The organism is Limnobaculum zhutongyuii, from assembly GCF_004295645.1.
In the GTDB taxonomy this organism is placed as follows: Bacteria; Pseudomonadota; Gammaproteobacteria; order Enterobacterales; family Enterobacteriaceae; genus Limnobaculum; species Limnobaculum zhutongyuii.
In genome coordinates, this window is the sequence record NZ_CP034752.1 from 1,132,433 (window position 1) to 1,157,621 (window position 25,189).

The following is a 25,189-nucleotide window of genomic DNA, read 5'->3' on the forward strand; positions in this document are numbered from 1 at the left end:
TACTCGAATTTCGATTGTCACCGGCTGAGATAGATAACCTGAGTTTTGTTGACGAATACTGGCGGTGGTTTGAACTGGCTCAAGAGCGGAATAACCAGCGCATTGAAGCGATGAATCAATAATATAGAGGCGTTATGAGTAATACTATCTCTGTAGGTCTACGCCTGGGAGCGGTGCTTGATAACGCCTTTAGCTCTGTTTTTGGTAATGCCAATACTACCGTTAACCGGCTAGGCCGAACCACTGAAGCCTTATCCCAGCGCCAGCAGCGCCTAGGCCAGATTATGAGCCGGGCTCTGAGCCACCCCACCCGTAATATTCAAGCACTGCGTACCCAATATGAGCGCCTGGGCCAATCCCTTGACCGATTAAGAACCAAACAAACCAAGCTCAATGCCGCCATGGCCAAACAAAAGGCGTTAGCCGATCAGCGCCAGGCTATGGGCGGGGAAATGATAGGTACCGCCGCTGCGGCCTGGGGGAATGCCACCATGCTCAGGGAGAGCGTTGGCCGTAGTGCCGAACTTAAAGATAGCTTGAGGGATGCACGGATCAAAGGCAGCTTAAGCGCTGAAGATGAAGCCCAACTGGGTAAAGTCGTTCGAGATGCGGTAAAAGGCACGAACCAAGGCCATATGGAACTCTCGGTGGGTGTCGGCCAGTTGGTGGAAGGCGGCAGTAGCATGGAGGAGATCCAGGCTTATACCCCATTACTCGGAAAGGCCGTCACCGGGCTACGCGTCAGCATGGATCAAGGTGCCGAGTCGTTTCTGGCATTACGAGATATGGGCGTTGGCAGTGAAGAGCAAATGCGCCAGGCGCTTGATCAACTGATTTGGTCGGGTAAGCAAGGCGGTTATGGCATGGCTAATATGTTTAATGCCATTGGCCAGCTTGGTGATGAAATTAAGAAAAATAAGCTAGGCATGAATTCCTTGGGTGATATTGCCGCCACCTTACAAATTGGTGATGGCACGATGGGAGCCGAAAATGCCATGGCCGGTCTAAAAGGCTGGTTGACAGAAATGAACAGCGATAAACGAGCACAAGCGTTCTCAAGTGCCTACAAAACTATCGACCCCAACAAAGAGTTTGATTATCAGGCTTCGATGCAAAAAGCCGTGGCTGATGGATATAGCGAGTTTGAAGCCAGTATGCATATCGCTAGCGGCTTCTTAGAGAAAAGACTCGGCGAAGCGGGTATGGCTGAGATGAGCAAGTACAAGGGAAATGCGGAAAAACAAGCTGAGCTAATGGAGAAATTTGGCCTATCTGAAATTTTCAAGGATAACAATCAGGTCAATATGGTGCTGGGGTACCGGCAGAATAAAGAAGAGTATGACCGTATTCGCGATGGTGGAAAGTCTAGTGGTGAGTCAGCCGGTACATTACAACAAACCGCTGATTTACGTATGGACTCACCCATGGAGAAGTTTAAAGCCTTTGGTAACACCCTAAAAGAGCTCTCCATTACTGTGGGTGATGCATTGTTACCACCAGTCATCCAGTTGGTGGATACGCTGTTGCCAATTATTGGAAATTTATCCGAGTGGATAGCCGCAAACCCTAAGTTGGTTGCTGGTCTAGTTGGAGCCGCTACGGCTGTCGTGGCTCTTAAAGTGGCCACATTGGGTGCATCCTGGGGCATGAACTTTTTTGTCAAATCTCCGATGGCCATGTTGAACGTTGCGCTGGCTAATAGCAGTGCCAAGTTAGAGCTATTCCGGGCTCGTATGTTACTAGGGTCTGCCACCGGCACAAGATTCAGCAGTGTATTCCCTGGTATAGCGGCATCAGTGACCACACTCGGTAAAACCTTTGCCAGCGTTGGGCGAATGATGTTCTTAAGCCCTATAGGGTTGGTGATTGGGGCTATTGCCGTGGCCGCATTGCTGATTTACAAGTACTGGCAACCCATCAAAGCCTTTTTTAGCGGTGTATTTGAGGGTATTGCCGAAGCCGTTGAGCCTATCGGTGCCGCCTTTACTGAAGTCTTTGGCCCTGTCGGCGAGCTGTTTAAGCCGCTGGTTGAATGGGTATCCAAAGCCTGGGATTGGGTTACTAAGTTATTTGAGCCCGTCAACTCTACGGCTCAGGAACTGACGAACGCCAAGGACGCTGGGCGGTCATTTGGTCAGGTGTTAGGCCAAGCCATCAATATTGTTTTACTCCCCTTGAAGCTTATGTTCAAAGCAGTCGGTTTAGTCTCAGAAGGGATTAAAGCCGCGTTCGCCTGGTCACCGATGGAAACTATCAGAACGGTCTGGGGAAGTATCTCCGACTGGTTCAGTAATACTTGGGACACTATCACCGGTTCGGTCAGCAGTGGTATTCAGAGCGCTTCAGATAAAATCACCAGTTGGTCTCCACTGAGTATGTTCAAGGGCCTATTCAGCAGCGTCTTAAGCTGGTTTGGCGTTGAACTACCTGGTTCATTTGCCGATGCAGGGAAAGCGCTGCTAGATGGTTTAATCAGCGGTATTACCAGCAAGATGGCCGCTGTTAAAGATTCTATTACCAGTGTCGGTAGCTCTGTCAGTGGGTGGTTTAAAGAGCAGTTAGGTATTAATTCCCCCAGCAAAGTGTTCATTGGCTTTGGGGAAAACATTTCTGAAGGTGCTGCTATTGGTATCGACAATCAATCTGGGATGGTTGGTAAAGCGGCTCTCGATTTAGCTTCAGCCACGAACATCCCTCTGGCCAGCCCAACCTTATCAGCCCCCAACTTACTCAATAATAATGTACCAGGTATTCAGTCTCCGGGTGCCGATGCTATTCGCAGTCAACAGTTCGCCAGTTCATCATCAGGAATGAGCATCACGTTTGCCCCTCAGATTACCGTTCAGGGTAATAGTGATGTTAGGTCACAGGTTAACGATGCATTAAAGATGAGCTTCAGCGAGTTTGAGAGGCTGATGAAAGAGTATGAACATCGTACTAATCGCAGTGCTTATAAAGGAATTAACGGATGAAACGCTGGGCCATTTTAGGTGATTTTTCATTTGATATTCTGAGCAGCCCCCATGCCTATGGCCATCGTTCGTCGGTGACGTGGGCCGAACACGCCCTTATTCAAGGTAAGCCAAAACTGGAGTATGTCGGCGACGAACTGGATGAGATTACCTTTGAAGTTCTGTTCCATTCCCATCTGGTAAAGACCGAAACTCAGTTACGTTTACTCAGGGAAGCAAAAGAAAAACATGAACCCATGGCGCTGGTTATGGGGGATGGTGATTATAAAGTGCCGTATGTCATCGCCAACGTTGATACCAACGCCAACACCACCACTCCGGGTGGCCGTATTCGCTCTGCCACGGTCAGTCTGACATTAAGAGAATATACCGGTGAATTTACCCGTGCGGCACCGGGTGAAGGATTGCTGGGTTCTCTTCTGACCTATGTTGATGCTAAGACCGGAACTGACCTGAAGAATATGGCTCAGGAAGCGATCGGCTATGCCAAGACCGCCATGAATGTGATTAATGCGGGTATCGATGCTTATCACGAGATTAAAGAAAATCCACTATCAGTGCTAGGCGCGCTCTCCGAACTGTCATCAATTACCGGTGGCGCTATCGGGCCACTGGAACAGTTATCAGGTTTAGCGGATGTGTTCAGAGATGGCCAAGAGCTCGTCGATGCCGGTAAACAGGCATTGGATGATGTACGCCAGGCTGTAGATTATCTGAAAGATGACAGTTTATCGATTTGGGATCGTCTCGATAGTGCGGCAGATAGCATGGGTAATGCCTCAAGTTCATTGGAAAACGCCAGTTCCAACGCGCTGGCGCTGAGCGTCGGCGTGGCCACCCGGAGACTATTATCATGACCCAGCAATACCGGTTTCATATCACGACTGAGGGTGAACGTTGGGATCAACTCGCCTGGCGCTATTATGGCGATGCTTATCTTTATCCTCAAATCATTGCCGCTAATCGCCATGTGGCCATCACACCCACATTTAAGGCTGGAATAACCATTGCTATCCCGCTGTTGGAAAGCAAACCATCTTCAGTAGGAATGCCGCCATGGAAGTCATAAAAAATAACGTGCCGGTGTCTGATTTTCGGCTTTTATATGAAAAGAAAGACATCAGCAGTGAATTGGCTGCTTACCTGATATCGATTACTTATACCGATTTTCTTAGTGGTCAGGCTGATGAGTTGTCTATTGCGTTAGAAAATATTGACGGCCGTTGGTATGGCGAATGGTATCCCGGCCAGGGTGATGAACTGACCTTTGAGCTGGGGTGGTTGGGAGAGGAACGCCGCCAGATTGGCGTTTTCGAGATTAACGATATCGATTTTCAGTTCTCACCCAGCACGGTGACCATTACCGCTCAGGCGGTAGGTATCAAGAATTCAGTCAGAACGAAAACTGCCCGTGCCTATGAAAAAATGACGCTGGATAAAATCGCTAAACAAATAGCAGATCGTCAGGGTCTAACCTTAGTTGGCGCTATTGAACCTATCGCTTTAGACCGGTTGACGCAGCAAGAGTCTGATATTGAGTTTCTTAAAAAACTGGCTGATGAATATGACTATGCTTTCAAAATTGAAGGCAGTAAGCTAATTTTTCATGCCATTTCTGAGCTTTTACGCCTTTCCTCTGTGGCCACCTTCAAGTTAACAGATATTTCCGGTGGCCATATTCGTGACCAGATTAAACAGGTACCCAAAGCGGTGGAGGTTAAGTCACACGATCCCGCTAAGAACAAGACCGTTACTTATGATGTTAAGAACGGTGAAATGACGGCGAAAGACTCTAGCGTTAGCAAGTCAACAACCAGCGCCGACACCATCAAAACCTCAACCCGTTCGACTTCTCCTGAAGTGGCCACGGCTAAGGCTCAGGCAGAACTGGCAAAAGCTAACCGAGAGCGTACTGGCGGCAATATTGATTTAATGGGTAATCCTAATTATCTCAGTGGTAATTCAATCACACTGGAAGCCGGTGGTGAACTGAATGGTGACTACCTTATCCAATCTGCACAGCACCAATTAGACCGTTCCGGGGGATGGAATACCGCCCTGGATATCTGCCGCATCCGAGAGGCCGATATTGTCACTGTCAAAGCGGATAAATCTAAGTCCACATCATCTACATCCACACCTAAAAAGAAAGTCGTTATCTATGATGTGAAGAATGGACAAATGGGGAAAAAATGAATCTTGAATATGGCACTGTCTCCGCATGGAACGCTAAAACCTGTCGTATCCGGGTTGACCTTCATGAAAATGGGCTGACCTCTTATTGGTTACAAGTCCCACAGGGATACTCCAAAAAATCAAAGCGCCGTTGTCCTGTCGAACTGGGTACGCCGGTTGCTATCCTTCTTAAAGATGATGGTGTAGGTGGTGTATTACTTGGCGCTGTTTATTCTGAGGCGGAACCGCCACCTATCGAGGATGATGATACTGATTATATGGAATATAAGGATGGTACAAAATTTTCTTATTCCCCCTCAGAGCATAAGCTGGATCTCAGTATCTCAGAAGGCACTGTGAATATAACCGCTCCGGCAGGCGTAACGATTAACGCCGCTGCTGGTGTCACAATCAATGCCGCATCAGGTGTAGCCATTAATGCAGGAGCTGGCGGTACAACGGTTATTGGTGTTGTTAATGTGACGGGTGATGTTATCGCCGATGGTATCTCATTAAAAAACCATACTCATCCCGGCATTCAAACAGGTTCATCATCAACGGGCCAGCCGCAATAAGTCTTTTTAACCTTCATTAAAATCAGTATTCCCCCATCCAGCTATCATAGCCGTATGAAAATACTGAACTCCATCACATCAGCGCATTGGCAACCAGAACTGGGAATTCCCGGTTCTGTCGTTGAAGGCTTGTCGGATTTAAACCAGGCGATTCGGGTCATTCTATTAACACCTAAAGGGAGTGACCCACATCGGCCTGAGTTTGGTTCTGATATCAATAAGTACATCGACTGGCCAGCCAATCTCATCACACCTTACCTTGTCCGTGAGTCTGTGGAGGCTATTAAGCGCTGGGAGCCGAGAGTAACAGTTATTCAGGTTATTGTTGATATAGACAGTTCCAAGGTCACCTTACGCGTTAAATGGAAAGTGGCAGACGGTATAGAAGAAAGTGAGGTCGCTTATGAGCGAACTAGCACCACCTGAGTTTGTCAGCATTGACCCCAAAGCTATTGAGCTGGATTTGATTACCCGATATGAAGAGATATCAGGTAAAAAATTGTACCCGGCTCAGATTGAGCATCTGTTTATTAATCTACTGGCTTATGCCAAAACCCGTACATTAGCCAGAATTCAACACACTGGGGAACAAATGCTACCCCGCTTCAGTGAAGCCCCCATTATTGATTACCTGGCGGAGTTGGTTGGTGTTATCCGTTTGCCCGCACAACCAGCACGCTGTACGTTACGTTGGCAATTCGATGCAGCCATTACTCAGGATATTTTCATTCCTATGTTTACTGTCGTCGGTAATGAAGATGGTAGCGTTTCCTTCAGTACGGATTTGGATGTTGTTATTCCTGCTGGCTCATTGTCGGCGGATGTTAGCGCAACCTGCCAGGTTGTTGGCCAACAGGGTAATGGATATCTCCCCGGCAAAATCAACAAATCAGAACGTTTTCTGGATGCGGGTTTATTGGTCAGTAATATCAGTACTACCGCTGGCGGTGATGATGAGGAAACCACGCCGGCATTACGTGAGCGGATGATGTTGGCACCTGAAGGTTATACCAGCGCCGGGAGTTATGGCGCTTATAAGTTTCACGCCTTATCCGTTCACCAATCCATTATTGATGTGGTCGTTCTTGGCCCTGATTTGGATAACCGCATACCGCCAGGGCAAGTTTGGATATACCCATTAACCAAAGATGGGCTTCCAACAGTGGAGCTCATTCAGCTTATTGAAACCAAGCTCAGTTCTGAGAAAAAACGTCCTATCAATGACCGTGTTTTAGTCAAGGTGCCTGAGATAGTTGAATACGATATTAACGCTGAATTGACGTTGTACCGCTCCGCTGATGTCACCACAACAATCAGCCTTGCTGAAAAAGCGATAACAGCATGGGAAACGGCAAGAGCGCTGAGGCTTGGGATTGATATTGTTCCTCATCAGGTAAGCAAAACGCTTTCTGTTTCTGGCATATATGACATCACATTGAATAGCCCGACTAAACGTGTCGTTAAACCTTATGAATGGGCAGTCTGTACTGGCATTCAGGTTCTTCCCGTAGGTATCAGTGATGAATAGCAGCCATATATCGCCCCCATTAGCCGGTGATATTCGTTTTGCAGCTCTCAGTCAGATGGCTGAAGAGATATTTGATGAACTGGAGCTGGAAGTTGTTCTGGTTTACTTGATTGACCTTGTTAACTCTGCCGTTTTCCCTTTTTTAGCCGAACAGTTCAGCCTGTTAGGTGATGGATGGGAGTTAGTTGAATCTGACGATGCAAAACGTAGCCTGATTAAAGGTGCTATCGAGCTTCACCGCTATAAAGGCACCCCTTGGGCAGTTCGTGAGGTCATAAGACGGTTTGGGTTCGGTGAAGTTGAGCTGATAGAAAACATCTATGACTGGACGTTGGACGGCTCCGTTCTGCTCGATGGTTCTCATGTGCTGGGTGATGGTTCAGCTTGGGCCAGATACCGGATAATCCTAAAAGAGGCCATTACCAACGATCAGGCCGACAACTTACGCAAAGCTATTATCGCTTTTACACCTGCCCGAAGCTACTTAGAAAGTCTCGACTACCAGGAGGCGGCATTCCGTCTTGATGGTACCAAATACCTTGATGGCCAATATAACTTAGGGAGCATATCCAATGGCTGATTTACCAGAGCAAGAAGCATGGGAAGGAGTTAGACAGCTAGAAACGTCTGACCGGGCATTAGGTGGCCCCGGTGGAGTTATGAATGCACCGTTACGCAACCTGACTAACCGGACTGCTTATTTAAAAAAGGCGCTAGATGGTAAAACTGGGGCGGCCTCAACGACAACGGCGGGTATTGTTAAATTAAGCTCAGCAACGAACAGTGACTCAAGTACTGATGCAGCTACTGCCAGTGCCGTAAAGAAGGCATATGATTTAGCTGATAGTAAATTGAGTAGTATTCCTTTTGCGACAGTAAGTGAGGTACTTGACGGGGGAAGTACAGAGAAAGTTGTTAACCCCAAAACTCTACAGAGCAAAGGTAATTTTTATAGTAATGTAAGTCTGTTAACTACTAGCAAGATAACCACAGCACAATTTGGAGCTCGTTTTTGGGTGGACTATAGCTCACCATCAGCCTACACATTACCTGATATAAGTAATATCGTGGGTTGTGGTCAAACAATAACTATCTGGAATGTGAAAGATACCAATATCACCATTTCCGTTGGAAACTCATCCAACAGTATATCCATCCCTATGTCAACAGTAACAACTCTCACGTTAAAACCTACTGAGAGCGCGACCTTCATTGTTGAACAAGTTAAAGTGTGGCACGCAACCGGTGATGCCGTGTTAAGACTAGCTCCCAGTTGGTCTTTTAATCCTGCGTTTAATGGAGGTTGGCAAAAACTGCCGTCTGGGTTAATTATTCAATGGGGCGGTGTTAGTACAATCAGTGGCGATACTACAACTATGCTGCCCGTGACGTTTCCCACCGCATTTCTACATGCTGCTGTAACGATGGATTACACCCCCGCATCAGGTGCTGTTACATATATTGCGGCTTGCCCCGGCTCACGATCCACTATTGTTTCACGGACAGCATCACCCGGACTGGGTGGTCGATACATAGCGATAGGATACTAATAAGCGATAGGATACTAATATGACTATATTTTTTTCACCCGACCCAATTGGTTTCTATGATTCAGTGTTAAATACAGATATTCCCAATAACGCTGTTGAAGTCAGTGTAGAAAAACATGCGGAATTAATTAACGGGCAGGCTGACGGGAAAATTATTTCAATCGAAAATGGCCAGCCTGTCCTTATTGATAGACCAGCTCCATCAAAAGACGAGCTTATAGCTGAAGCTAATTTGAAGAAAACAACATTACTTTCAACAGCAACATTAATTATTAACCCATTATCAGATGCTATTGAGCTCGATATAGCCTCGACTGAAGAAGTGGCAACGTTGAAAGCTTGGAAGGTCTACCGAGTGTTATTAACTCGAATTGATACCAGTACAGCACCAGATATTGAATGGCCGATACAACCAGATGCATAATACTGTAATTCAATTGCACCATTGGAAAATGAAAGCGCGGCGATTTATCACAGTAAATACCTGTCATTTATCGCGCGCGGCTTCACATTGCCCATAGTTTTGAACATACCCAATGGCTTGGATTAAATATTGTTGCAACTACAGAACAAGGCAATGAAAGCTATGTTGAGTTTGTTGCTAAATATCTTGATACTCAGACACAGCAACAGCATTCACTCCACGAGCGTTCTCATTTTATCAAACTGCATGGAAGCTGGTATTATACTTCAGGCATTAAGCCTCAGGTTGGTCGTAATGAGCTATGCCCCTGTGGTTCAATGAAAAAATATAAAAAATGTTGTGGGAAATAACCGAATAAAATTATTCGTTATGCTGAATAACGATTTATCCCATAGTGATAAAATAGCAAATACATCAAAGGTTAAGTGCGCCATGCAAAGAAAAATACTCCGTACGATTTGTCCTGATGCTAAAGGTCTGATCGCAAAAATAACTAACATCTGTTACAAGCACCAACTGAATATTGTTCAAAATAATGAGTTTGTTGATCATCGTACCGGACGCTTTTTTATGCGTACCGAGCTGGAAGGATTCTTCAATGATGAAACGTTGCTGGCCGACCTTGATGATGCCTTACCAGAAGGCTCTGTCCGTGAATTAAATGAAGCGGGAAGACAAAAAATAGTTATTTTAGTCACCAAAGAAGCCCACTGTCTGGGCGATCTTTTGATGAAGAGTGTATACGGTGGACTTGATGTAGAAATCGCTGCCGTTATCGGCAACCACGATACGTTGCGTACGCTGGTTGAGCGCTTTGATATCCCCTTTCATTTGCTCAGTCATGAAGGGCTAACTCGTGAAGACCATGATAAACAAGTGGTTGAAATGATTGACAGTATTAACCCAGATTATGTCGTTCTGGCTAAGTATATGCGCATCCTTACGCCTGATTTTGTGCGCCATTATCCAAACCGGATAATTAATATTCATCACTCATTCTTACCTGCTTTTATTGGCGCTCGCCCTTATCATCAGGCTTACGAGCGTGGGGTGAAGATCATCGGCGCGACAGCTCATTTCGTAAACGATAATTTAGATGAAGGGCCCATTATCATGCAGGACGTTATTCATGTAGATCACACATACAGTGCTGAAGACATGATGCGTGCCGGGCGAGACGTTGAAAAAAATGTGCTGAGCCACGGATTATATCGGGTTCTGGGACAACGCGTATTTGTTTACGGAAACAGAACCGTCATTCTTTAAGCACTTTCGCAATGATATAAATGGCGGTGGTAAAGCACCGCCATTTCCATTAAGTTCGAATAATCTGCATTTCATGCTGAAAAAAACAACAAACAATCATTATTTCCACATCAATACTTTACACGGCTGAAGCTTCTGCTATGATGCGCGTCCCTGTCGTTCATGACAGAGCCAATATGTATATCCTATGGTGGGATTCCCGAGCGGCCAAAGGGAGCAGACTGTAAATCTGCCGTCACAGACTTCGAAGGTTCGAATCCTTCTCCCACCACCATCTACTCCCCTACTTTTTAACAATAATTTTCACCTCTACCTTGAAGCGCTGGTCTAAATAGGCTATACAACCCCCTTGTTTTAATTTATCAGGGTGTCTCATGCGTAAGAATATATGTGTTTATTGTGGTGCCAGCACCGGAAATAATCCTGCCTATGCCGAAGCGGCGCAACAACTGGGAATAGCAATCGCTGAACAAGGTCGTCGTCTGATATATGGCGGCGGTAATAAAGGATTGATGGGTATTTTGGCCAACGCGGTATTAGATGCGGGTGGTCAAGTTACCGGAGTTATCCCTGAACGTTTAGTTGAAGCGGAAACAGCTCACCACGGCATTACCGAGCTGGAAGTCGTTCCTGACATGCATATTCGTAAAGCACGTATGAGTGAACTGGCAGACGGATTTATCGCTCTTCCTGGCGGTATCGGTACGCTTGAAGAGCTGTTTGAGGTATGGACTTGGAGCCAGATAGGCTATCACACCAATCCGGTTGGCCTGCTTAATATTCAAAATTTCTACTCGCCAATGAGCCAATTCTTACAACATGTGGCGGATGAAGGCTTTGTGCGCCAGAGCTACCTGAATACCCTGTTAATCAGTGATTCGGCCCATGACCTGCTCAATCAGTTTGATCAATATCAGCCGCATAACCTTAACCGCTGGGCCAAATAGTAGAAATTGTATTGGGTCATCTTATCCGGATGGCCCGATAACAATTGTTCTCAATTTCTGTTACCATTAATCCCTATTTCTGACAGATAAAAGATGCTTAATCATGAAGTTTATATCATTTAATATCAATGGGCTAAGAGCCAGACCTCATCAACTCGCAGCAATCATTGAGCAACATCAACCGGATGTCATCGGGTTGCAGGAAACAAAAGTTCACGATGATATGTTTCCTCTTGAGGAAGTCAGCCAGTATGGCTATCACGTCTTTTATCATGGTCAAAAAGGACATTATGGCGTAGCGCTGCTAACCAAAGCGCAGCCTGTCGAAGTCAGAAAGGGATTTCCCACTGATGATGAAGAGGCACAACGCCGTATTATCATGGCTGATATAGAAACACCAGCAGGCCTGCTAACCGTGATTAACGGCTATTTTCCTCAGGGCGAAAGCCGGGATCATGCGATTAAGTTCCCGGCTAAGCAAAAATTCTATGCCGATCTGCAATCCTATCTGGAGCAACACCTTAATCCAACAAATCCTGTTGTGATCATGGGTGATATGAATATCAGCACTACCGATCTGGATATCGGTATCGGGGAAGAAAACCGCAAACGTTGGTTACGCACAGGAAAATGTTCTTTCTTACCTGAAGAACGCGAATGGATGGAGAAACTTCTCAATTGGGGACTAGTTGATACCTTCCGTCAGGCTAATCAGGAAACTAACGATCGCTATTCATGGTTTGACTATCGTTCCAGTGGTTTTGATGATAACCGAGGTTTACGTATCGATCTGATACTCGCCAGTCAGTCTCTGGCTCCACTCTGTGTTTCTACCGGTATTGATTATGATATCCGGTCCATGGAGAAACCATCCGATCATGCACCTATCTGGGCTGAATTTAAGCTCTGATATTGTTTAACCAGACCGGTTGCTTTAATCGGTCTGGCTCTTCTCTCTGATTAATCAATATGAAAATAATTAATGTCGTCGCGGCCATTATGCAACAGCATCAGCGTATTCTGATTGCTCAACGGGATAGACAAAGCGATCTCGCTGGCTATTGGGAATTTCCTGGTGGAAAAATAGAACAGAATGAAACGCCGGTACAGGCATTAGTCAGAGAGTTAGAAGAAGAGCTGAATATTAATCATATTCAGGTTACTGACTATATTGCTACCAGTACCATTCAACAGCCAGAACGCATTATTCAACTACAGGCTTGGAAAGTGGTTGCCTGGCAAGGCGAGATCCAATTACGTTGTCACACCAACTTTTGTTGGGTCACGCCAGATGAAGCGTTGAATTATCAGCTGGCCCCTGCAGATATCCCGCTACTTTTAGCTTATCAACAAACATAAGCTTTCGGGGTAACGGTTACTCCTCACTTTTCTTCTTACTGGATTTAGCCCGTTTTTTCTTCGGTTTAGTTTCTTCAACTTCCGTTGTCTGCTGTATATTTTTAAAGACTTGAGGCATCCGATTGCGCTTTGCCTGAGCAATCAAATCTTGCAGGGTCACTACCATTGGCTGCATAAAATCCTGATAACGACACTGCTTTTCACTAATTTGAGTTAGCGTAGATTCCCAATGAGCGGTCATATCAGGACGAGCCGCAATTTCAGGTAAGCAATGAATCAGCGCCCTGCCCGCTTCTGTTGAGGTAATCGTCCGCCCTTTCTTTTGCAAAAAGCGACGTTTAAATAGCAGTTCAATAATACCGGCTCGGGTTGCTTCTGTACCTAATCCATCCGTTGCCCGTAATATTTTCTTTAAATCTTTATCTTGCACAAAACGGGCGATACCCGTCATCGCTGACAGCAAAGATGCATCAGTAAATGGGCGCGGTGGTTGAGTCTGCTTCGCCACCACTTCTCCCTGCTCACACAGTAATTCATCACCTTTGTTTACTACCGGTAATGGCGTTCCCTCATTCTCTTCATCACGCTCTTTACTACCTAACAGCATGCGCCAACCGGCTTCAGCCAGAAAACGTGCTTTAGCAATAAATTTACCACCAGCAATATCCAGTTCAATCACGCATTTGCGGTAAATAGCATCCGGGCAAAACTGCATTAAATACTGAAGAGATACCAGCTGATAAATTTTCTGCTCGTCCGCCGATAAAGAAACAGATGAACTACGCGCCGTAGGAATAATCGCGTGGTGAGCATCAACTTTTTTATCATCCCAACAGCGATTACGTTTTTCGCTATCAACCACCGGTAATGGAAAGATATCAGGCTGATGAGTCTCTATCGCAGCGATCACTGCATGGCGATCGGCAAAGTGTTCTTCCGGCAAATAGCGGCTATCGGAACGAGGATAGGTAATTAGCTTGTGGGTTTCATATAACCGCTGACAGAGATCCAGTACTTGCTGAGCACTAAAGCCAAAACGTTTAGCTGCCTCAATCTGCAAGGCTGAAAGCGAGAAAGGCAACGGTGCTACATCATTTTCCCGTTTATCGTTATATTCAGTGACAAAAGCAGGCTGACCGGTGATACGTTTAACCACGTGCTCAGCTAAATTCCGGTTAATCAAGCGCCCTTCTTCATCCTGAAAAGACTCACAGGAATCGCTGGGTTGCCAGATAGCGGTAAAACGCTCTTCTGCCGGAGTAACGATATGTGCTTTTACTTCAAAAAAATCTTTCGGAATAAAATTCTCAATCTCTTCATCCCGTCGAACCACCAGACCTAACACCGGTGTTTGTACTCTGCCAACGGACAATACGCCGTTATACCCGGCATTACGACCAAGCAACGTATAGGCTCTGGTCATATTGATACCATACAGCCAATCAGCCCGGGCGCGCGCTAACGCAGAAACACAGAGTGGAATAAATTCGCGGTTATCCCTTAACTTATCTATAGCTCGGGTTACGGCCTGTGGGTTAAGGTCATTAATCAGGCAACGACGCACTTGCTGACGCTTTTCAGCATCAAGCTCCAGGTAATCTAAAACTTCATCAACCAACAACTGTCCTTCGCGGTCAGGGTCTCCTGCGTGTACCACTTCATTAGCTTCCGCTAGTAGTCGCTTAATCACATTCAACTGTTTGGTTACCGAATCTCTCGGTTTTAGCTGCCATTTTTCAGGAATAATGGGTAAATCAGAAAGTGACCAACGCGCATAGCGAGCGTCATATTGATCGGGTTGAGCTTGTTCAAGCAAATGCCCAACGCACCAGGTAACCACCTGATCGTTACCACACACAATAAAGCCATCCTGACGTTTATGTGGTTTTGGCAGTACATCTGCAATAGCCCGTGCCAGACTCGGTTTTTCGGCAATAAATAAGCGCATCAGTGGTTATCATTCAACAGAAAATCACGGACAGCGTTATAATCTCCCCGGAAAATAATACGATCGGATTTTTTACTTAATTGATAGCTATACATAGGGTCATAATACTCAATTAACAGCGGCACCAGCCAGTTTTCATGTTTATCACTGCCCTGTCCCATCTGTTGATGATGTAGTGCACTATCCAGCTCATTCAGCAGCGTCTGATAACGTTCCATTCCCAATCTTTTACGAATCGCAAACAGGCTATGATGAAGATAATGGCTAAAACGTACCCACCCATCATCTTCTCCATATTGCTGCTGAAACCCCGCGCTCATGGTATCGATATACTCTTCTTTCAAACGCAACAAGCGTAGTTCAAAAGGATCTTCGATAACCACTAAACTTGCCGTTTGCATTGATTCATAGATTTCCAGCGGCACATGGTTAGAACCAATAGTTTTACCCTCATCTTCAACTACCCAGCGACAAATGCCCTGATGTTGTTTTTTGAGTAAAGAGACGGCCACACGATTCTCAAAGTTTATCTGGGTACTTTGACTTTCCAGCGTTCTGCCAAAAGAAGAACCACGATGTCTGGCGGCTCCTTCTAAATCAATGCCAAAGGGTAACGCTTTCACTAATCGGGTTTTGCCACTACCGGTATTTCCGCCAATCACTTTTAGCGGCATGGTAGCAACCTGTTGATTCACCTTTATCAGAAAATTACGCATGGCTTTATATCCACCTTTCACCAGTGGATAATCAACACCAGACTCTTTTAGCCACCGCTGGGTAATATGGGAGCGTAAGCCACCACGCAGGCAATATATATATCCCTGAGGATTCTGCTGGCAAAAAGTACGCCATTGGGCAATTCGCTGTTCACGAACATCACCGCTGACCAATTGCTCACCCAACTCAATCGCTGCTTTTTGTCCGTGCTGTTTATAGCAAATGCCAACCGCATGGCGCTCTTCATTTGTCATCAGCGGCAAATTAGTCGCACCAGTAAATGCGCCCTGAGCAAACTCAACCGGAGCTCGTACATCAATTAATGGAATGTCATGAAGAAATATCTGCTGATAATCAGCACTGTTATTGGCCGACATTAACCAACCTCAATCAATGCACGGCCTTGCTTGGGAGCAAGCAACTCACCAATTGCCGTTAGTGTAATTTGGTATTGTTCAGCAATTTTCTGTACTTCAGCTTCCGCCTCTGTGGTAACGGCAATTAACAGTCCACCAGACGTTTGTGGATCACACAGCAAGTTACGCTGTAAGTCAGTCAATGAACCAATAAGATGTCCGTAACTGTCAAAGTTACGTTGTGTTCCTCCCGGAACACAACCTTCGGCAATATACTGTTCTACATCCGGTAGTTTTGGCACTGCATCAAACCAGATATTGGCCTGTAGTCCCGAACCCTGACATATTTCACTTAAATGCCCCAGCAGACCAAAACCGGTCACGTCGGTCATCGCCGTTACGCCTTCAACTTTAGCAAACTCTGCACCGGGCTTATTCAGCTGACACATGGTTTCCGTTGCTATGCCCTGATGTTGTGGCTGCAACTTACTTTTCTTCTCTGCAGTAGTCAGCACGCCAATGCCTAATGGCTTAGTCAGAAACAGCTTACAACCAGCAGTCGCGGCGCTGTTTTTCTTAATTTGTTCGGTGCTCACCATGCCGGTAACAGCCAGACCAAAAATCGGTTCCGGAGCATCGATTGAGTGGCCACCCGCCAGCGCTATACCCGCCTGTTGGCAAACATAACGACCTCCGTCGATCACTTTCTGGGCAATTTCAGGGGCCAGTTTATTGATTGGCCAACCAAGAATAGCAATCGCCATAATGGGTTTTCCCCCCATGGCATAAATATCACTGATAGCATTAGTTGCCGCAATTCGCCCAAAATCGAAAGGATCGTCAACAATAGGCATAAAGAAATCGGTAGTACTGATAATACCAATGCCGTTACCAATATCATAAACCGCTGCATCATCACGGGTTTCATTACCCACTAACAGATGAGGATCGATAAACTTCTCTTGCTCAGAATGCAGGATCGTTTCCAGTACTTTTGGGGAGATTTTGCAGCCACAACCGGCTCCATGACTGTACTGAGTTAAACGAACATTTTGCTCTGTCATATATCAAATCCTCTTTTCGGCCTGAAGTGGCAAACGGAGATCAAGCGTATATAGTACCGCGACTCGCCACTATTGATAAGTCATACCATGCCGATCGTGGATATATTGCTCAGATTTCAGCATACGGAAAGGGATAAATGCGATGGAATTTCTCGGGTACGCTATTTATACGTACCCGAAAACGGTCAACTCGGGAAGTAAGAAACAAAAGGTGAGGTGTCTGGTGCTTTCACTTTAGCCGGTTGCATTAGTGGTGTACCCAAATAAAGGAAACCAACAATCATATCCTGTTCACGACAGCCAAAGGCCTCTCTGACGATCGGATGTTCAGTCCAGAAACCACTACGCCAAATACCACCAAAACCCTGAGCCACCGCGGCCATTTGCATTGCCTGAACGGCACAGCTTGCTGAAGCTATTTGCTCCCAACGAGGTACTTTATGATGCTCGGTGCAATGGGCCACTACCGTAATGATCATTGGGGCCCGGAACGGTCCCTTCTGCGATTTTTCCTGTACTGACTCATCCTGACCAGCATCTACCGCTGCCGCCAGTAAAACATCTGCAAACCGGCTACGGGCTTCACCTTCAATAATGATAAAACGCCAAGGCTCCAGGGTTCCATGATCGGGTGCTCTCATACCTGCCCGAATAATGTTCTGCAACGCTTCCCCTTGAGGTGCAGGTTCAGATAAGCGTGAAGCGGAACGGCGGTTAAGTAACAGTTCTAATGAATCCATAAAATTCTCCAGACAAACAGGTAATTGCCTATTGTAAGGTTAATTATTTGTTACGAACACAAAAATAACGTAACCAATTGGTTATTTAACACTGACTTTTCTATCATCAGGCTTTAGGATATCCAACAATGTTTTTTACCGCTCAATGAATGGAGTATACATGCGGGCACTATGGCAAATTTTTGCAACCATATTTAAATTCTCCTGGCGGGTTATTAATTTTATTCGCCAGGCTGTTTGTAATCTGATCTTTTTCTTTGTTCTGCTGATTGGTTTCGCACTTTACATACAGGTACAAGACTCCACTATTCAGCCAGAAAAAGGAGCCTTGCTGGTTAATCTCAGCGGCACCGTGGTGGATAGCTTAAGTTCTGACAGTAAATTGCGTCAGTTGGGACAAGAGTTGATTGGCAGCAATAAAGACGTTCAGGAAAACTCCCTGTTCGATATTGTAAAACAGATACGCCAGGCTAAAGACGATGACAAAATTAGCGGAATGGTTCTGTCTTTGGGTAATTTCATCGGCGCAGATCAACCTTCCCTGCGTTATATCGGTAAAGCATTAAAAGAATTTCGCGATAGCGGAAAACCTATTTATGCCATTGGGGATAGTTACTCTCAGGGGCAATATTATCTGGCCAGCTTTGCCAACAAGATCTATTTATCTCCTCAAGGTTCAGTGTTATTAACCGGTATTTCCACCAATAATCTCTATTACAAATCGCTACTGGACAAGTTAAAAGTCACCACCAATATTTTTCGTGTAGGGACCTATAAATCTGCCGTTGAACCTTTTATTCGCGACAATATGTCTCCGGAAGCCCGCCAGTCCGATAGTCGTTGGGTGAATACACTGTGGTCCAACTATATGACCGATGTGGCTGCAAATCGTAATATTTCGATTGCAGAACTCTATCCGGAACCGGCTCAGCTAATTCAGCAATTAAAGGCCAGCGATGGTGATACCGCGGCATTCGCTCTAAAGAATAAGCTGGTGGATGAAATATCTTCCCGCTCAGCGGTAGAGAAAATGCTGAAAGAGACTTTTGGCTGGGATCAGCAAAATAAGAACTATAACTTTATTAGCATCTATAACTATCAGATGACTGAACCAAGCCTTGAAAGAGCCAAACTACCCGAAATTGCAGTCGTTTTTGCCAATGGCGCTATTGTCGATGGTCCTGAAATGCCAGGCATGGTTGGCGGTGATACTACGGCCAAACAGTTGCGGGCAGCTCGTCTTAACGACAAAATTAAAACTATCGTTCTGCGAGTAAATAGCCCTGGTGGCAGTGTTACTGCGTCGGAAATGATTCGTTCAGAAGTTCAGGCACTGAAAGACGCCGGCAAACCCGTTGTGGTTTCTATGGGTGGAATGGCCGCTTCGGGTGGCTACTGGATTTCTACGCCTGCGGATTACATCATCTCCAGTCCAAGCACCTTAACCGGTTCTATTGGTATTTTTGGCGTTATCAATACATTTGAAAACTCGCTGGATGCTATTGGCGTTCATACTGATGGTGTTTCTACCTCACCATTAGCCGATGCAACAATGACTAAAGCCTTGCCGCCGCAATTCTCTGAAATGATGCAGCTAACCATTGAAAATGGTTACAGAACCTTTATCAATCTGGTAGCAAAGTCTCGCCATAAAACACCGGCAGAAGTTGACAGCATTGCTCAGGGTAGAGTCTGGATTGGTTCTGACGCCAAATCTAACGGACTGGTCGATCAACTGGGGGATTTCGACGATGCCATTAAAAAAGCGGCAGAGCTGGCCAAACTGAAAGACTATGAAATCAAATGGACAGTTACTGAACCAACCGTCAGAGAAATTTTGTTGGGTCAAGTTTCCGCATCCGTCAACGCCCTGTTACCAGCAACGGTGAAAATTGAACTTCCTGCGCCACTACGTCAGGTCGCTGAGGATATCAATAAACAACCGGGCTTCTTTGGCAATATGAACGATCCCGGTCATCGTTATATTTACTGTTTAAGCTGTAGCTATGCACAGTAAAGATTCTGATTAATGATTCTTCTTTCAGGCCCGGTTTATTACCGGGCCTTTTTCTATTCGTTGAATACATTTTATTCTTCAATTTAATTTTCTATAATCCCCACACTTTCCGATTTATGGTCTGAATTCTCATGCAAAATAAGCAAAAAAAATCGATTTATGTCGCTTATACCGGTGGAACAATTGGTATGTTGCGCTCAGAACACGGATATATCCCTGCTTCCGGCCATTTGCAAAAGCAGCTGGCACAAATGCCAGAGTTTCATCGCGATGAAATGCCGACCTTTGTTATTCACGAATATCAGCCTTTAATTGATTCATCGGATATGACGCCACAGGACTGGCAGCATATTGCTGATGATATTCAGAAAAATTATCATCTGTATGATGGTTTCGTTATTTTGCACGGCACAGATACCATGGCGTTTACCGCATCAGCGCTCTCATTTATGCTGGAGAATTTAGCAAAACCGGTTATCGTGACCGGGTCGCAAATCCCTTTAGCTGAATTAAGGTCTGACGGGCAAATTAATCTGCTCAATGCACTGTATGTCGCTGCTAATTACCCGATCAATGAAGTTTGCTTATTCTTTAATAACAAACTGTTTCGCGGCAATCGCACCACTAAAGTTCATGCCGATGGTTTTGACGCCTTTGCTTCACCAAATTACCCCGTATTACTGGAAGCAGGTATCCATATTAAACGTCTGACTGTACCGGATACACTCCCCTGTCACGGTGCATTAAAAGTGCATGCTATCGCTCCCCAACCAATCGGTGTTGTTACTATCTATCCGGGGATTTCAGCTGAGATTATTCGCAACTTCCTGCGCCAACCGGTTAAAGCGTTAATTTTACGCTCATACGGCGTTGGTAATGCCCCACAAGATCCCGATTTGTTACAAGAACTGCGTGACTCCACAGAACGAGGCATTATCGTCATTAATTTGACTCAATGCCTTTCAGGAAGAGTAAACATGGAGGGTTATACTACAGGTAATGCATTAGCTCATGCTGGTGTCCTTAGCGGCTTTGATATGACCGTTGAAGCAACATTGACAAAACTGCATTTTTTGTTGAGTCTGGACCTTCCCACTCATCAAATCAGAACGTTAATGCAGAAAAGTCTGCGTGGTGAATTAACAGAAAATGAATAACCATTGAGGGAGTTACCATGAAGAAGGCTTTGCTTCTGGTCGATCTGCAAAATGATTTTTGCCTGAATGGCGCCCTTGCCGTTCATGACGGGGATGCGGTTATTGATATTGCCAATCAGGCTATGCAGCTTTTTCATCAACGTGGCTGGCCCATTATTGCTACGCTGGACTGGCATCCGGCAAATCATAAGAGTTTTGCTACTAATTCTGGAGCTCAACCCGGTGAGATTGGAACACTCAATGGGCTAACACAAGTCTGGTGGCCAATACATTGTGTTCAGAACACTTCGGGTGCATCACTGCATCCACGGTTAGAACAGCAATATATCAGCAAACATATTTATAAAGGACAAGACCCCGAAATCGATAGCTACAGTGCTTTCTTTGATAATGGCAAGCGCTCAGCAACAGAGCTTAATCAATGGCTGGATAGTGAAAATATTCAGCATCTGACGATACTGGGATTAGCCACTGATTATTGCGTCAAATTTACCGTTCTGGATGCTCTGGAATTAGGTTATCAGGCAGACGTTATTGCAGATGGATGTCGTGGTGTCAATCTGGCCGCTGATGACAGCGAGAAAGCCTTTCATGAAATGGCAAGCAAAGGCGCCAAAATCGTTCAACTCCATGATCTATAAATAGCAGGTTGAGAAGCACGGGAAAATAACCCACGCTTCTCATCTTTCTTTTCATTTTGTTCATTTTTAGTTTGAATATTGAGCTGAATCGATTTTGTTAATATTCGGATACAAATTAACCGATGCTCTTCTCTCCGCTCTGCTCATCGACAAAAACCATTGATGCTGAATTGATGCAATAACGCTTTCCGGTCGGTGGTGGGCCATCCGGAAATACATGCCCTAAATGTGCATCACAGTGATTACAACGAATCTCAACACGATGCATATTATGTGAGTAATCATCAATATAACGAACAGCATCCGGCGTTATAGCTTCAAAGAAACTAGGCCATCCACAACCTGAGTCAAACTTAGTATCGGAGTAAAACAGCGGCGAATCACAACATACGCAATGGTATACTCCTACCAATTTATTGTGCAAAAGATGCCCGGTAAAAGGGGCTTCAGTGCCTCGTTCCTGAGTGACATAGCGTTGGATATCAGTTAATTCTTTAATTTTATTATTCAATGAGTTACTCATTTTAACACCTAAAAAATCAGTTATAATAAAAATAGCCTTCAGCCCTTCAATTATAACAATAAATTAACAAAACGGCAGATTATTTATCGTTAAAACCATCATTTTCAGAGGCAAAACAGCAATAATTACCCAATTCGTATCGAATGGGGTTATAATTGAAAAATCGGCACCCGATAGACCGCCTGAAAAGCACAAAAAACCAGCAAAACTGCGTCCGTTTCTCACTTGTACTCAGACTTTTTTTGTGATTGCTGACAATGATTGACACGATTCCGCTTGACGTTTTGCAAGGTTTTTGTAATTTTACTGGCAGGTTTTAAATTCACTTCATTCACTAACAAACAAGCTGGTGGAACAATATGACTATCAAAGTAGGTATTAACGGTTTTGGCCGTATCGGTCGCTTCGTATTCCGTGCTGCACAAGAACGCACTGACATTGAAATCGTTGCAATCAACGACTTGCTCGACGCTGAATACATGGCTTACATGCTGAAGTATGACTCTACACACGGTCGTTTCAAAGGCACCGTTGAAGTGAAAGACGGTCAGTTAATCGTTAATGGTAAGAAAATCCGTGTCACCGCGGAAAGAGATCCAGCAAACCTGAAATGGAACGAAGTTGGCGTTGATGTTGTTGCTGAAGCAACTGGCCTGTTCCTGGATGATGCAACTGCTCGTAAGCACATCACCGCTGGCGCTAAAAAAGTTGTGTTAACTGGCCCATCTAAAGACGATACTCCTATGTTCGTTATGGGTGTGAACGATTCTACCTATGCTGGTCAGGACATCGTTTCTAACGCTTCTTGTACTACTAACTGTCTGGCTCCAGTTGCTAAAGTTCTGCACGACAAATTCGGCATTGTTGAAGCGCTGATGACCACTGTTCACGCAACAACTGCAACGCAGAAAACTGTTGATGGCCCGTCTCATAAAGACTGGCGCGGCGGCCGCGGTGCAGCTCAGAACATCATCCCTTCTTCTACCGGTGCAGCTAAAGCAGTAGGTAAAGTTATTCCTTCACTGAACGGTAAATTAACCGGTATGTCTTTCCGTGTTCCAACTCCAGATGTGTCTGTAGTTGACTTAACTGCACGTTTAGACAAAGCAGCTTCTTACAAAGATATCTGTGAAGCAATGAAATCTGCTTCTGAAGGTGCTCTGAAAGGTATTCTGGGTTACACCGAAGATGACGTTGTTTCTACTGACTTCCTGGGCGAAAAATGCACTTCTGTGTTTGATGCCAAAGCAGGTATCTCTCTGAACGACCACTTCGTGAAAGTTGTTGCCTGGTACGATAACGAAATCGGTTATTCAAATAAAGTATTAGACCTGATTGCTCACGTTTCTAAATAAGAGACATCAATCGTTCTGATTCAAGAGGGCAGCGTAATCGCTGCCCTTTTTTATTAGCACCGTATCAAGTTGCAAATTAGCTATGATTAGAAGGGCAACGCTATGTCAGACTTTCTCTTTTCATTACCGATAGAACAGCAATTAACTCCCTATTTAACCCTGCGTAAAAAAGATGAATTAGCCATTATTGTGGTTAATCACCCTAAAGCCAGAGGCGCTATTGCACTACAGGGTGCCCATCTATTGTCATGGCAGCCTAATGGTGAAGAACCTGTCATCTGGTTAAGCAAAGCCAGCCACTTTAAACAAGGTATCGCAATTCGTGGTGGGGTTCCTGTTTGTTGGCCCTGGTTTGGTAAAGTCGCCTCCCCTGCTCATGGCTTTGCCAGAAATGAGCTGTGGCAATTGACTGCACATGATGCAAACGAAGAATCAGTTTGGCTCACCTTCTCTTTAGAAGACAATGAACAAACACGCAAAATATGGCCTCACTCTTTTTGCCTTATCGCTCGTATTAAGCTCGGTACTACCTGTGAAATTGAGCTGGAGTCCCATGGTGATTACTCAATCACCTCCGCCCTTCATACTTATTTCAATATTGCCGATATTTCTCAAATCAGCATATCCGGATTAGGTTCTCACTATCTCGATACCATCACGAGTAGTGAACATGATACCAATGATAAAACGCTCACTTTTGCCGGCCCTGTAGATCGTGTTTACAGCCAGCCAGAAGCCTTTAGTTTGATTCAGGATCCGGTCTTTGGCCGCAGCATTGAAGTTCATCACCGTAATGCCAGTGATGTTGTGACCTGGAACCCGGCGGCTGAAGGTGCCAGCGGTATGAAAGATATGGAAAACGATGGTTATAAAACGATGGTCTGCGTTGAGACTGCCAATGCCCATCAACCGATTGAAGTACATAGCGACAAACCACAGTATCTATCGATGACTATTCGTTGTCATAAAAACGAACCAGCATAATAAATAGTTTGGGCAAAATAAAACCGGTCAATTTATTGACCGGTTTTATAAAAGAATAAATCTTTTAGTTAATCGATATTAGAAAGTATAAGTCACACCACCAGCAACAAGGGCTGAATACGACCTATCAACCATTGGGCTATCTTTCACTTCACTGGCCAGACGGGTATAACGGCCTGTCGCGTAGGTACTCCAGCTATTATTGATCTTATAGGTTGCGGTCAATTCAGCATAAGGAGACCAACTGCTGTTGGCTTCATATTTATCCAGACCACTACGCGCAGATTCTTTACCAGATATACCATAGTAGTAATCATTAAAGTTGCTGCTATACCAGGCAGCACCCACTCCCGGAGTAATTTTTAAATCATTCAGCACGAAAGGATGCAAGTAAGCAATATCAGCACGCAGACCATTACTTTCGTCCAGCATATCCGCCGAGAATGAAGTTCTGATAGTACCCCAGTCAGCCGTATGCTTATAGCTGACTCCGCCCATCATTGTTGAGTCACGATTATCCAGCTTTTTCATCTGACGATCGTCACTTTTACTAGCACGGAAACGTAATGGTGAGTAATAGAGATCCAGTGACAGTTGATTCTGGCTATCTTTCCAGACATAAGCACCAGCACCGATACCTCGAATGTAGAAGTGTTCTCCTTCATAAACAATCGTTGGTAAAGGCGATATCTTATTATCAACACCTTTATAAGGATACATCTCTACTGCTGCTCCGGCCCCAATAGACCAGGTATCCGCATTAGCGACAGGAACAACCAATACGGCACCTAAAATACATGAACGCCAAACAATACGACTTAATTTCATCACTACCCCCTGATTTACACATTATTCGTTACTAATTAACGTGTAATGTTCTCATTACATTGA

26 protein-coding genes and 1 tRNA gene are annotated in these 25,189 nt (G+C 45.1%); 21 read left to right on the forward strand and 6 right to left on the reverse strand.

Annotation, left to right across the window (positions count from 1 at the left end):
- Positions 1-134: 134 nt before the first annotated feature.
- From EKN56_RS04780 to EKN56_RS04855, 16 genes are all read left to right on the forward strand, one after another.
- Entirely contained in the window at positions 135-2,972 is a 2,838-nt protein-coding gene (locus EKN56_RS04780) for a phage tail tape measure protein (protein ID WP_130590760.1), read from the forward strand.
- Positions 2,969-3,829 carry a phage tail protein gene (locus EKN56_RS04785; RefSeq protein WP_130590761.1) on the forward strand — a complete coding sequence of 287 codons (861 nt, stop codon included), beginning with the start codon at positions 2,969-2,971 and terminating at the stop codon, positions 3,827-3,829. The genes EKN56_RS04780 and EKN56_RS04785 overlap by 4 nt, the downstream gene beginning before the upstream one ends.
- Complete coding sequence (locus tag EKN56_RS04790; RefSeq protein WP_130590762.1) at positions 3,826-4,041, forward strand: tail protein X; 216 nt, start codon at positions 3,826-3,828, stop codon at positions 4,039-4,041. Before EKN56_RS04785 ends, EKN56_RS04790 begins: the two co-directional genes overlap by 4 nt.
- A complete protein-coding gene (locus tag EKN56_RS04795) occupies positions 4,029-5,168 on the forward strand; it encodes a phage late control D family protein (protein WP_130590763.1) in 1,140 nt (379 codons plus the stop codon). The genes EKN56_RS04790 and EKN56_RS04795 overlap by 13 nt, the downstream gene beginning before the upstream one ends.
- Positions 5,165-5,722 (forward strand): phage baseplate assembly protein V, encoded by a 558-nt coding sequence (locus tag EKN56_RS04800; RefSeq protein ID WP_130590764.1) that lies wholly within the window; start codon positions 5,165-5,167, stop codon positions 5,720-5,722. Before EKN56_RS04795 ends, EKN56_RS04800 begins: the two co-directional genes overlap by 4 nt.
- 54 nt (positions 5,723-5,776) lie before the next feature.
- Complete coding sequence (locus EKN56_RS04805; RefSeq protein ID WP_130590765.1) at positions 5,777-6,148, forward strand: GPW/gp25 family protein; 372 nt, start codon at positions 5,777-5,779, stop codon at positions 6,146-6,148.
- The gene (locus tag EKN56_RS04810) at positions 6,126-7,250 is read left to right on the forward strand and encodes a baseplate assembly protein (RefSeq protein ID WP_130590766.1); all 1,125 of its coding nucleotides are present in this window, start codon (positions 6,126-6,128) and stop codon (positions 7,248-7,250) included. Before EKN56_RS04805 ends, EKN56_RS04810 begins: the two co-directional genes overlap by 23 nt.
- Complete coding sequence (locus tag EKN56_RS04815; protein WP_130590767.1) at positions 7,243-7,830, forward strand: phage tail protein I; 588 nt, start codon at positions 7,243-7,245, stop codon at positions 7,828-7,830. The genes EKN56_RS04810 and EKN56_RS04815 overlap by 8 nt, the downstream gene beginning before the upstream one ends.
- Positions 7,823-8,800 (forward strand): phage tail protein, encoded by a 978-nt coding sequence (locus EKN56_RS04820; RefSeq protein WP_130590768.1) that lies wholly within the window; start codon positions 7,823-7,825, stop codon positions 8,798-8,800. Before EKN56_RS04815 ends, EKN56_RS04820 begins: the two co-directional genes overlap by 8 nt.
- Positions 8,801-8,819: 19 nt before the next feature.
- Complete coding sequence (locus EKN56_RS04825) at positions 8,820-9,224, forward strand: tail fiber assembly protein (RefSeq protein WP_130590769.1); 405 nt, start codon at positions 8,820-8,822, stop codon at positions 9,222-9,224.
- An 86-nt stretch (positions 9,225-9,310) separates the two neighbouring features.
- Entirely contained in the window at positions 9,311-9,574 is a 264-nt protein-coding gene (locus EKN56_RS21125) for a YchJ family metal-binding protein (protein WP_260676949.1), read from the forward strand.
- An 82-nt stretch (positions 9,575-9,656) separates the two neighbouring features.
- Positions 9,657-10,490, forward strand: a complete 834-nt coding sequence (gene purU / locus EKN56_RS04835) for a formyltetrahydrofolate deformylase (RefSeq protein ID WP_130590770.1) — start codon at positions 9,657-9,659, stop codon at positions 10,488-10,490.
- A 189-nt stretch (positions 10,491-10,679) separates the two neighbouring features.
- Positions 10,680-10,764 (forward strand) — tRNA-Tyr (locus tag EKN56_RS04840).
- Between the two features lie 100 nt (positions 10,765-10,864).
- Complete coding sequence (locus EKN56_RS04845; protein ID WP_130590771.1) at positions 10,865-11,437, forward strand: LOG family protein; 573 nt, start codon at positions 10,865-10,867, stop codon at positions 11,435-11,437.
- A gap of 103 nt (positions 11,438-11,540) precedes the next feature.
- Positions 11,541-12,347 carry an exodeoxyribonuclease III gene (xthA, locus tag EKN56_RS04850; protein ID WP_130590772.1) on the forward strand — a complete coding sequence of 269 codons (807 nt, stop codon included), beginning with the start codon at positions 11,541-11,543 and terminating at the stop codon, positions 12,345-12,347.
- Positions 12,348-12,406: 59 nt separating this feature from the next.
- Positions 12,407-12,796 carry a pyrimidine (deoxy)nucleoside triphosphate diphosphatase gene (locus tag EKN56_RS04855; protein WP_130590773.1) on the forward strand — a complete coding sequence of 130 codons (390 nt, stop codon included), beginning with the start codon at positions 12,407-12,409 and terminating at the stop codon, positions 12,794-12,796.
- 16 nt (positions 12,797-12,812) lie between these two features.
- Here EKN56_RS04855 and EKN56_RS04860 read toward each other — a convergent pair whose 3' ends face one another.
- From EKN56_RS04860 to EKN56_RS04875, 4 genes are all read right to left on the reverse strand, one after another.
- Positions 12,813-14,744 (reverse strand): DNA topoisomerase III, encoded by a 1,932-nt coding sequence (locus EKN56_RS04860; RefSeq protein ID WP_168189609.1) that lies wholly within the window; start codon positions 14,742-14,744, stop codon positions 12,813-12,815.
- A complete protein-coding gene (gene mnmH / locus EKN56_RS04865) occupies positions 14,744-15,838 on the reverse strand; it encodes a tRNA 2-selenouridine(34) synthase MnmH (RefSeq protein WP_130590775.1) in 1,095 nt (364 codons plus the stop codon). The genes EKN56_RS04860 and mnmH overlap by 1 nt, the downstream gene beginning before the upstream one ends.
- Complete coding sequence (selD, locus tag EKN56_RS04870) at positions 15,838-16,881, reverse strand: selenide, water dikinase SelD (protein WP_130590776.1); 1,044 nt, start codon at positions 16,879-16,881, stop codon at positions 15,838-15,840. The genes mnmH and selD overlap by 1 nt, the downstream gene beginning before the upstream one ends.
- Before the next feature lie 185 nt (positions 16,882-17,066).
- Entirely contained in the window at positions 17,067-17,621 is a 555-nt protein-coding gene (locus tag EKN56_RS04875) for an NAD(P)H nitroreductase (RefSeq protein ID WP_130590777.1), read from the reverse strand.
- A 160-nt stretch (positions 17,622-17,781) separates the two neighbouring features.
- Here EKN56_RS04875 and sppA point away from each other — a divergent pair, with 160 nt between their 5' ends.
- From sppA to pncA, 3 genes are all read left to right on the forward strand, one after another.
- Positions 17,782-19,638 carry a signal peptide peptidase SppA gene (gene sppA / locus EKN56_RS04880; RefSeq protein WP_130590778.1) on the forward strand — a complete coding sequence of 619 codons (1,857 nt, stop codon included), beginning with the start codon at positions 17,782-17,784 and terminating at the stop codon, positions 19,636-19,638.
- Between the two features lie 131 nt (positions 19,639-19,769).
- Positions 19,770-20,795, forward strand: coding sequence for an asparaginase (gene ansA / locus EKN56_RS04885; protein WP_130590779.1), 1,026 nt, complete (start codon positions 19,770-19,772; stop codon positions 20,793-20,795).
- A 17-nt stretch (positions 20,796-20,812) separates the two neighbouring features.
- Positions 20,813-21,436 (forward strand): bifunctional nicotinamidase/pyrazinamidase, encoded by a 624-nt coding sequence (gene pncA / locus EKN56_RS04890; protein WP_130590780.1) that lies wholly within the window; start codon positions 20,813-20,815, stop codon positions 21,434-21,436.
- 115 nt (positions 21,437-21,551) lie between these two features.
- Here the strand turns inward: pncA and msrB are convergent, their stop codons facing one another.
- Positions 21,552-21,959, reverse strand: a complete 408-nt coding sequence (gene msrB / locus EKN56_RS04895; protein ID WP_130590781.1) for a peptide-methionine (R)-S-oxide reductase MsrB — start codon at positions 21,957-21,959, stop codon at positions 21,552-21,554.
- A 359-nt stretch (positions 21,960-22,318) separates the two neighbouring features.
- Here msrB and gapA point away from each other — a divergent pair, with 359 nt between their 5' ends.
- On the forward strand, positions 22,319-23,314 hold the full coding sequence (gene gapA, locus EKN56_RS04900; protein ID WP_130590782.1) for a glyceraldehyde-3-phosphate dehydrogenase: 996 nt from the start codon (positions 22,319-22,321) through the stop codon (positions 23,312-23,314).
- Positions 23,315-23,416: 102 nt separating this feature from the next.
- Complete coding sequence (locus EKN56_RS04905; RefSeq protein WP_130590783.1) at positions 23,417-24,298, forward strand: D-hexose-6-phosphate mutarotase; 882 nt, start codon at positions 23,417-23,419, stop codon at positions 24,296-24,298.
- Positions 24,299-24,376: 78 nt separating this feature from the next.
- Here the strand turns inward: EKN56_RS04905 and EKN56_RS04910 are convergent, their stop codons facing one another.
- A complete protein-coding gene (locus tag EKN56_RS04910) occupies positions 24,377-25,126 on the reverse strand; it encodes a MipA/OmpV family protein (RefSeq protein WP_130590784.1) in 750 nt (249 codons plus the stop codon).
- Between the last annotated feature and the right edge of the window lie 63 nt (positions 25,127-25,189).